Source organism: Cellulomonas hominis (assembly GCF_005239125.1).
GTDB lineage: Bacteria > Actinomycetota > Actinomycetes > Actinomycetales > Cellulomonadaceae > Cellulomonas > Cellulomonas hominis_A.
In genome coordinates this window covers 1-6,060 of the sequence record NZ_SZYE01000209.1, presented here as the reverse complement: position 1 = coordinate 6,060, position 6,060 = coordinate 1, and the positions used below count along the sequence as shown (strand labels likewise).

General features: G+C 78.2%; 7 protein-coding genes. 4 read left to right on the top strand and 3 right to left on the bottom strand.

The genetic code is table 11. From position 1 onward, the window contains the following. A partial coding sequence (locus FA014_RS17195) for a caspase family protein (protein WP_195969341.1) occupies nt 1–881 on the bottom strand: 881 nt, incomplete at its 3' end. 327 nt (nt 882–1,208) lie between these two features. On the opposite strand from FA014_RS17195, the gene FA014_RS17190 reads away from it, so the two are divergent. Then, the gene (locus tag FA014_RS17190; RefSeq protein ID WP_154730858.1) at nt 1,209–2,027 is read left to right on the top strand and encodes an SDR family NAD(P)-dependent oxidoreductase; all 819 of its coding nucleotides are present in this window, start codon (nt 1,209–1,211) and stop codon (nt 2,025–2,027) included. 18 nt (nt 2,028–2,045) lie between these two features. Here FA014_RS17190 and FA014_RS17185 read toward each other — a convergent pair whose 3' ends face one another. Next, entirely contained in the window at nt 2,046–2,834 is a 789-nt protein-coding gene (locus FA014_RS17185) for a glycoside hydrolase family 16 protein (protein WP_230323321.1), read from the bottom strand. 145 nt (nt 2,835–2,979) lie between these two features. On the opposite strand from FA014_RS17185, the gene FA014_RS17180 reads away from it, so the two are divergent. From FA014_RS17180 to FA014_RS17170, 3 genes are read left to right on the top strand one after another with little or no spacing between them, the layout of a single operon-like run. Then, the gene (locus FA014_RS17180) at nt 2,980–3,330 is read left to right on the top strand and encodes a hypothetical protein (RefSeq protein ID WP_154730857.1); all 351 of its coding nucleotides are present in this window, start codon (nt 2,980–2,982) and stop codon (nt 3,328–3,330) included. A 25-nt stretch (nt 3,331–3,355) separates the two neighbouring features. After that, on the top strand, nt 3,356–3,598 hold the full coding sequence (locus FA014_RS17175) for a hypothetical protein (protein WP_154730856.1): 243 nt from the start codon (nt 3,356–3,358) through the stop codon (nt 3,596–3,598). Next, on the top strand, nt 3,595–5,265 hold the full coding sequence (locus tag FA014_RS17170) for a RecQ family ATP-dependent DNA helicase (RefSeq protein ID WP_154730855.1): 1,671 nt from the start codon (nt 3,595–3,597) through the stop codon (nt 5,263–5,265). Before FA014_RS17175 ends, FA014_RS17170 begins: the two co-directional genes overlap by 4 nt. Nucleotides 5,266–5,290: 25 nt before the next feature. Here FA014_RS17170 and FA014_RS17165 read toward each other — a convergent pair whose 3' ends face one another. Next, entirely contained in the window at nt 5,291–5,749 is a 459-nt protein-coding gene (locus FA014_RS17165; RefSeq protein WP_230323319.1) for a universal stress protein, read from the bottom strand. Nucleotides 5,750–6,060 lie beyond the last annotated feature (311 nt).

Below are 6,060 nucleotides of genomic sequence, written 5' to 3'. Positions count from 1 at the left end.
GCGCGCACCGCCGGCACCGGCGCGCCGCCCGCCGGGGCGGCGGGGACGGCCGCCGCGGGTGGCTCCGGCGTGGGCGCCGCGAGCGGCCAGGGCTCGAGCCGGGACAGCCAGGCGTCCACCGGGTCGGACGACAGCCGGGCGTCGGGGGTCTGGGCGAGGTCGAGCGGCGCGTGGGCGGCGGTGAGCCGCTCGGCGACCAGCCCGGGCAGCGCCCGCTTGAGCGGCCAGGGCTGCACGAGCCCGGACCCCGCCTCGGGTGCCGGCGTCACGATCCCCGGGTGGTCGCCGCGCAGCGCCCCGACCAGCGCCGAGGTGAACAGCGCCTGGTAGGCGGCGCCGGACGCGGCGGGGTCCTTCACCTCGTACGCCGGGTCGCCGAGCGCGCAGGCGTAGAACACGTCGACCGCGGCGGCGGGCCCGCGCGGCGGCAGGTTGGGTACCAGCGCGACCCCCTGCACGCTCAGCTCCTGGACGGTGCTCGCAGCGGTGCGGCAGGCGTCCGAGACGAGCACGACGTGCTTCACCGGCAGCCGCTCGGCGAACCAGGACGTGAGGGACACGTTGACGGCCTGGCTGCCGTCCTCGGGCGCGCCGGTCAGCAGCCAGAACTCGGCGTTCCCGGTGTTGATGCCGTGGCCGCTGAAGTAGACGACGAGCTGGTCGACGTCGCCGCGGTCCACGAGGCCGCGCACGCCCGCCAGCACGGCGCCCGAGGTGACCGGGGTCCCGTCGTCGTCGGTGAACGCGAGCACCAGGTCGTCCGGGACGCGCTGCTCGGCCGCCCAGGCACGCACGGCGGCCACGGCGCCGGGCACCGCCGGCAGCTGCGGGAACCGGCCGCCGGTGCGGGCCACGCCCACGAGGACCAGCGCGCGCGCCACGGTGGTCACCCGACCGGTCGGGTGGCTGACGGGTGTGGGCGGGCGGCCATCTCGACTCCGTCGTCCAGGGTGCGGACCCTCCGAGTGGAGCACCGGCGGGCGGGCGCGTCAAGAAGCGCGGCGACCCTGGTGTGGCGCGCGTCACGCTGCTAGCGTCGCGTGCAGGGCCTCACCTCCGTCGGACGGGACAGGGCAACGGCGCCCGCCCCGTCCGGCCTTCCCGGCCCTTGCTCCGGCCTCCGGGTGGCGGCCCCCGCGCGGCCGACCTAGCGTCCGACGGGCGGGCGCGGCCGCGCCGCCCGCGCGCAGCCGACGGGAGGCCCGACCATGACCGAGCAGACCACGACCCGCCCGCTGGCGGTCGTCACCGGGGCGTCGAGCGGGATCGGGCTGGAGCTGGCCCGGCGGTTCGCCGCCGAGGGGTTCGACCTGGTCGTCGCCGCCGACGAGCCGCAGATCTCCCTCGCCGCGGACGCGCTCACCGCCGCGGGGCACGCCGTGCGCCCGGTGCACGCGGACCTCGCCACCGCCGACGGCGTCGCGGAGCTGGTGTCGGCCGTGCGCGCCACCGGCCGGCCGGTGGACGTCCTGGCGCTGAACGCGGGACGGGGGGCGGGCGGCCCGTTCGTGGAGACGCCGCTCGACGGGGACCTGGCCGTCATCGGCCTGAACGTCGTCGGCACCGTGCGGCTCGCGAAGGCCCTGGTGCCGGCGATGGTGCAGCGCGGCGCCGGCCGGGTGCTGCTCACGGCCTCGACCGCGGCGCTCATGCCCGGGCCCTGGTACGCCACCTACGCGGCGTCGAAGTCGTTCGTGCAGTCCTTCGGCGAGGCGCTGCACCACGAGCTCGCCGACACCGGCGTCACCATCACGACCCTGCTGCCGGGGCCGACCGACACCGAGTTCTTCGCGCGCGCCGGGATGGAGCAGACCGCGGTCGGCCGCGGGCCGAAGGACGACCCGGCGGACGTCGCGGACCAGGCGTTCGAGGCGCTCATGGCGGGCAGGGACAAGGTCGAGGTGCGCTCGCTCAAGGCCCGGCTGCAGACCGCCGCGGCGGCGGTGCTGCCCGACCGCGCGAAGGCGGCGGTGCACGCGGGGTTCACGAAGCCGCGCGACGGCGGACGCCCGGACCCCGGGGCCTGAGGCCGAGGCCGTACGGGCTCAGCCGGGCGTGATCCGCACCCGCCGCACCACCAGCTCCGGCACCGCGGGCGACCCGGGGCCGTGCGGCTGCTCGGGGAAGTCGAAGACGCCGAGCATCAGCTGCAGCGGGTAGTCCGGTGCCTGCGCGAGCTCCCGGGTGACCACGCCGTCGAGCGCGAAGACCGCGCGCCCCGGACGCCAGTCCACGGCGTACGTGTGCCACCCGGCGACGTCGACCGTCGTCCGGGGCGCCGAGAACTCTTCGCGCAGCCGCCGGTCCCGGAACGGGTGCACGCCGGAGCCGAGCGCGGCGGTCAGCGCACCGCCGGGCCCGGTGCCGAGCGTGTCGCCGAACACCTCCACGAGGCAGAGCTCGCCGCTGCGCTCGGGCACGTCCTCGACCCCGACCAGCCAGGCGGAGAACATCGACCCGGGCCCGATCGTCGCCCGGCAGGTCACCTCGACCCGGCCGGACCGCGGGGTGCAGGCCCACCGGGGCGGCTGCTCCTCGCGGACCGTCTGCCCGGGCCGGAACGGCTGCTGCCCGCGGGTGCTGCCCACCGGCCCCGACCAGGAGCCGCTCTGCGCCGCCGAGACGCGCAGCGGCGGCTCGTGGTCGCCGGGGCACCAGACCGGGTGGTCCGGGGGGATCGTCAGGTGCAGGCCCTCCGCGCTGGTGCGGGCCGCGGCCGCGGCGGCGCTCCGTGAGCTCCAGGCGGGCAGGTACGCGAGCGTCCAGCCGCGGGCCTCCGGCGCGGTGCCGAACCGCTCGTCGATGACGGTCGGGCCCGGTGCGGGTACGGGCACGGGGCCTCCCTCGGTCGGCGGGGCGCGGGGGACGCGCCGGCGTCGATCGTAGGGCGACCGGCGCTCCGGTGGCAGGCCCCGGCGGCCCGGCCTAGCGTCGACGGAGGTCGGCGCACCCGGCGCCGCCAGGACCCCGGGAGGACGGATGACCGACGACGACGTGCGTCGCGAGGACCTGCCCGTGCCGGACTACGACCACCTGCCGATCGGCTCGCTCGGCCACCGCATCCGCAGCCTGGAGGCGGACGAGATCGACGTGCTGCGCCGCTACGAGGAGGCGCACGCGAACCGGGTCGCGGTGATCCAGATCCTCGACCACCGGCTGCTCGACCTCGCGGAGGGCCAGCGGCCCTCGGGCGGCGACGCAGCCGCGCCGGCCGCGGAGGCCGCCCCGGCACCCGCCGGCGGCAGCGCCGCGTCGCCCGAGACCGCGGGCCCGCCCCAGAACCCGCCGTCCCACGGCGTCCCGACCAACCCCGCCCAGCCGCGCCGCTGAGCGCCGCACGACCACGGAGGCCCCGGTGTCCGACCGCAGCACGACCGACGACGACTACCTCGAGCGCGTCCGCGCGTCCGAGGAGCAGCCCCCGCCGCCCCCGCCGGCGCGGGTGCTGCTGTTCCTGTTCTGCTTCGTGCTGTTCGTGGGCGGGCTGTACCTGATGGGCCTCGCGGTCGACACCGCGGAGATCTGGCTGTTCACCGTCGGCATCCTGTGCAGCGGCGGGGCGTTCTTCCTCGGCCTGAACCGAGCCCGCACGCTGTGACGCGGTCGACCGACGACGGGTCCGGGGCGGGTGCGCCGGACCTGGACGCCGCGGTGCGCCGGGTGCTCGGGGAGGGCGCCGAGCTGCGCGCGGCCCAGCGGGACGCGCTCGACGGGCTGCGGGACCGGGACACGCTGCTCGTGGCGCGGTCGGGGGCGGGCAAGACCGCCGTGTACGCGATCGCGACGCTGCTGAGCGGGCAGCTGACCGTCGTCGTCTCGCCGCTGCTCGCGCTCCAGCGGGACCAGGTCGCCGGGCTGCGCGAGGCGGGCCTGCGCGCCGAGTCGGTGAGCTCGGCCCGGGGCGCCCGGGCGCAGGCGGCGGCGCTGGACCGCGCGGCGGCCGGCGACCTCGACGTGCTCGTGCTGGGGCCGGAGCAGCTGGTGCGCCGCGCCGTCGCCGACGCGCTGGACCGGGCGCCGGTGGGCCTCGTCGTCGTGGACGAGGCGCACTGCGTCAGCGAGTGGGGCCACGACTTCCGGCCGGACTACGTGCACGTGGCGGGCACCGTCGAGCGGCTCGGCCGGCCACGGGTGCTCGCGCTCACCGCGACGGCGTCGCCGCAGGTCCGGGAGGAGATCGTCGAGCGGCTGGGCATGGTCGACGCCCGCGTGCTGGTCCACGACGCCGACCGCCCGAACATCTGGCTCGGGGCGCACCACGCGTCCACGCCGCGGGAGCGCGACGACCGGGTCGTGGCGGTGGTGCGGGAGCTGGCGGACGACCCCGGCGGCGCCGGGCTCGTGTACGCGCGCACCCGGTCGCACGTCGAGGAGCTGGTCGAGGCGCTGGGGCGTGCCGGCCTCGCCGCCCGCGGCTACCACGCGGGGCTGCCCGGGCAGGAGCGCGCCCGCGTCGAGCGGGCGTTCCTGTCCGGTGAGCAGGACCTCGTCGTGGCCACCAGCGCCTTCGGCATGGGCGTGGACCGGGCGGACGTGCGGTTCGTCGTGCACGCCGGACCGCCCACGTCCCTCGACGCGTACTACCAGGAGGTCGGGCGCGCCGGGCGCGACGGCGGGCCCGCCCGGGCGGTCCTGGTGAGCCGGCCCGACGACATCGGCCTCAACCAGTACCTGCGCTCCGGCGGCGTCCCCCGGCAGGGCACCCTCGCGGCGGTCCTGGCAGCGGTGCGCGACGCGCCCGGCGCGGCGGAGGACCAGCGTGCGCTGTCGCACGCGAGCGGGCTCGCCGCACGGACGGTCTCCCGGGCGCTGGGCGTGCTGCTGGACACCGGCGCGGTGCGGCGCGAGGAGGGCGGCGCGCTCGCCGCGACGGGGATGTCGGCGCAGGCGGCCTACCGGGCGGCGGCCGAGCGGCAGGAGGAGCGCCGGGCCGTCGAGCGGTCGCGGGTCGAGGTCGTGCGGGCGTACGCCGACACCACCGACTGCCGCCGCCGGCTCCTGCTCGAGCTGCTGGGGGAGAAGCACCCGCGCCCGTGCGGGGCGTGCGACTCCTGCGACGCCGGGACGTCGGTCGAGGTCGAGGACGCGCCGCTGCGGCCGGGTCAGGCCGTCGAGCACGCGGAGTGGGGCCCCGGGCAGGTGTCCGTGGTCGAGGAGGACCGGGTCACGGTCTTCTTCGCCGAGCGCGGGTACGTCACGCTCGACACCGCGGTGGCGCTGGAGGCGGGGCTGCTGCGGGCGGTGCCGGGGGCGTCGGCGGCCTGACCGGCACGGCCCCGCGACCGGCCCGTCAGGGCACGACCGTGACCGGCCAGCGCGCGTTGCGCACCAGCCGCACGGCGAGCGAGCCCGCGATCCGGTGCCCGATGCTCGCCGACGACCCGACCACGAGGCTGTCCGCCCGCACCTCGTGGGCCACCGCGGACAGCACCTGGTACGGGTCGCCCGTGCGGACCACGATCTGGACGGGCACGCCGCGGGCGTCGGCGAGCGCCCGGGGGTCCCGGAGCGCGCGCTCCACGGCGTCCTGGTGCTCGGCGACGGCGACGCTCGCCGCGCCGGTCGTGTCCATCAGCGACGCCACGCCGCCCCCGGGCTCGCGCACGTAGACGACCACGAGGCGGCCACCCTGCCGGCGGCACACGCCCACGGCGTACGCGGCCGCGCGCAGCGACGGGTCGGAGCCGTCCACGCCCACGACCACGGCGGTGGGCCCGTCGTGGCCGATCTCGAACTGCTGGCCGGTCACGCCGCACCGTCCCTCTCGCACCGTCGTCGCCGTCGTCCCGACGCTATCGGCTGCGCCGCCGCGCGCGGGCGCCATCCGGCGGCCGGACGGGACCCGTCCGCGCCCTGGGACGCGGCGCCGGGGCGCACGGCACCCGGCGCCGAGACGCCGGGGCGCACGGCACCCGGTGCCGAGATCGGTGCCTCGCGCCGAGATCGGTGCGTGCGACGACCGATCTCGGGTGGGAGCACCGATCTCGGCGCAGCGGGTCCGCGGACGCACGCGCGCGCGCCCGGGCGCCGCGACCAGTGCGGACGCGCGCGCCGGGGCGG

Coding starts and splice junctions, on each gene's coding strand:
- FA014_RS17190 (WP_154730858.1), top strand. CDS start 1,209: ATGACCGAGCAGACCACGACCCGCCCGCTGGCGGTCGTCACCGGGGCG.
- FA014_RS17180 (WP_154730857.1), top strand. CDS start 2,980: ATGACCGACGACGACGTGCGTCGCGAGGACCTGCCCGTGCCGGACTAC.